The sequence below is a fragment of the Micromonospora sp. NPDC049799 genome (assembly GCF_040656655.1).
In the GTDB taxonomy this organism is placed as follows: domain Bacteria; phylum Actinomycetota; class Actinomycetes; order Mycobacteriales; family Micromonosporaceae; genus Micromonospora.
On the sequence record NZ_JBFAMU010000602.1, the window covers coordinates 1 to 2,758 of the forward strand.

1 protein-coding gene is annotated in these 2,758 nt (G+C 74.0%); it reads right to left on the bottom strand.

Going from position 1 to position 2,758, the window contains the following annotated elements; all coding sequences use genetic code 11:
- Window positions 1–206: 206 nt before the first annotated feature.
- Window positions 207–2,336, bottom strand: coding sequence for a heavy metal translocating P-type ATPase (locus AB0I76_RS27020; protein ID WP_357041079.1), 2,130 nt, complete (start codon window positions 2,334–2,336; stop codon window positions 207–209).
- Between the last annotated feature and the right edge of the window lie 422 nt (window positions 2,337–2,758).

Consider the following 2,758-nt stretch of genomic DNA (forward strand, 5'->3'; position numbering starts at 1 on the left):
GGCCCGCCCCGGCGCGGCGCAGGACCGGCTCCCGGGGGTTGCGGGCGATCAGGTACAGACCGAGCCACCAGGCGAGGCCGAAGGCCACCACCGCGACGGCGGTCACGTCAGGTCCACGCGTCGTCGAGGCACCACGCCATCGTGCCGTATCGCCGGACGCGCGGCGGGGCCCGGTCGGTGCGTCCCGACCGGGCCCGGTGCCGGTGTCAGCTCTCGTCGGGGGTCAGCCGGACCCGGCGCAGCAGTTGGGCGTTGACGGCCACCACGATCGTCGAGGCGGACATCAGCACCGCCCCGACCGCCGGGCTGAGGGTGAACCCGGCCCAGGCGAGGACACCCGCGGCGAGCGGGATCGCCACCACGTTGTAGCCGGCGGCCCAGGCCAGGTTCTGCACCATCTTCCGGTACGCCGCCCGGGACAGCCGGATCACGCCGGTGACGCCGCGCGGGTCCGACGACGCGAGGATCACCCCGGCGGACTCGATCGCCACGTCGGTGCCGGCGCCGATGGCCAGGCCGACGTCGGCGCGGGCCAGGGCCGGTGCGTCGTTGACCCCGTCGCCGACCATCGCCACGGTCAGGCCCCGGCTCTGCAGCTCGGCGACCGCCCGGTCCTTGTCGGCCGGCAGGACCTCGGCGAAGACCTCGTCGACGCCGGGCCGGAACCCGAGGTCGGCGGCGACGGCCTCGGCGACCGCCCGGGCGTCGCCGGTGATCATGGCGATCTTCTTGATGCCCTGCTCCCGCAGTTCGGCGATGGCGGCGCGGGCCTCCGGCCGGACCTCGTCCTCGAGGGCGAACGCGCCGACCGCGACCGGTCGGTCGCCGTCGGCGAGACGGACCAGGTGCAGCACGGCGGCACCTCGCTTCGACCAACTCTCGGCGGCGGTGGTCAGCTCGTCCGGCACGGTCACCTCACGCTCCCGAAGGAGGGCGGGGCCGCCGACCGCCCAGGTCGTCTCGTCGATGACGGCCTGTACGCCCCGGCCGGTCAGCGACCGGAAGTCGCGGGCGACGGCCCGCAGGCCGCGCTCGGACGCCACCGCGACGATCGCCTTGGCGAGAGGGTGCTCACTGTCCGCCTCGACGGCGGCGGCGACCCGGAGCACCTCGTCCTCCGTCGTCCCGCCCGCGGCGGCGATGCCGGTGACGGTGTGCTGTCCCTTGGTGAGCGTGCCGGTCTTGTCGAACAGCACCGCGTCGACGGTCCGCATCCGCTCCAGCGCCAGCCGGTCCTTCACCAGGACGCCCGCCTTCGCCGACAGCGCGGTGGACAGGGCGATCACCAGGGGAATGGCCAGCCCGAGGGCGTGCGGGCAGGCGATCACCAGCACCGTCACGGCGCGGGCCACGGAGTCGTCCACGTTGCCGACGGCCCACCAGACGACGAAGGTGACCACCGCGGCGGCCGTGGCGATGTAGAACAGCATCGCCGCGAACCGGTCGGCGAGCACCTGGGCCCGGCCGCTGCTGGCCTGCGCCTGGGCCACGAGCCGGCCGATCCCGGCCAGCGCGGTGTCCTCGCCGACGGCGTCGACACGGACCCGCAGCGACGAGTCGGTGGCGACCGTGCCGGCGACCACGCGGTCGCCGACGCCGCGCGGCACCGGCCGGGACTCCCCGGTGATCATCGACTCGTCCAGTTCGGCGGCGCCGTCGACGATCCGCCCGTCGGCGGGCACCCGCCCACCGGAGCGGACCAGCACCACGTCGTCGACGCGCAGGTCGGCCACCGGGACCCGGGTCACGGCGCCGTCGTCGGCGATCCGCTCGGCGTCGTCGGGCAGCAGCGCGGCCAGGGCGGCCAGCGCTCCCTGCGCCTGGCCGATCGCCTTCATCTCCTGCCAGTGGCCCAGCAGCATGATCGTCACCAGGGCGGCCAGCTCCCACCAGAAGTCCAGGTCGAAGGCGCCGAGGCTGGTGAGCAGCGAGGCCGCGTACGCGACCGTGATGGCCATCGAGATCAGCAGCATCATGCCGGGGGCCCGGTCCCGGACCTCGCGGACGCCGCCGACGAGGAACGGCCAGCCCCCGTAAAAGAAGACGAAGGATCCGAGGACCGGGCCGACCAGGTCGATCCCGGGGAACTCCAGTGAGTAGCCGAACCAGTCCATGACCATGTGACTGGTGACCACGATCGGCAGGGTCAGCGCGAGGCTCAGCCAGAACTTGCGCCGGAACTGCTCCGGGTCGTGACCGGCGTGCTTGTCGTGCCCGCCCCCGTGACCTGCCTGGGGATCATGCCCCCCGCCGTGGCCGCCGTGGGCGTCGTGCCCGGCGGCGTGTTGCGCCATGGCGCCCGCGGTGCCGCCGTGTGTCGTGTGTTCGTCTTTCATCCCGTCCACCTCCACAAGCAAGCTATACCCCTAGGGGGTATAAGGCAAGTACCCCCAGGGGGTAGGGACCTTCGTCCCTGGGCGACGGGGCCTTCCGCCGTTACCGAGCCTCCCGCAGAGGGGCAGCCTGAAGGGGAGAGAACAGCGAGGCGACCACCCGATGAGGGCGTCGGTGACGAATCGCCCCGAGCGGCGGGGCCGGGACGGCCAGACTCGGCCCCGACACCACCCGACGTTCGCCTGGACCGTCCCCGTCAGACCGAGGAGCCGTCATGAGTCGCACCTTCACCCGGCGTCGCCTGCTCGGCGGGATCGCGGGCACGGCCGCCCTCGCCACGACCGCCGGCGCCGTCACCTGGGCCAACCGCCGCCCCGGCCTGGTCGCCCCGGACGCCGAGCTGGTGGCGCGCGTCGAGGCGGCC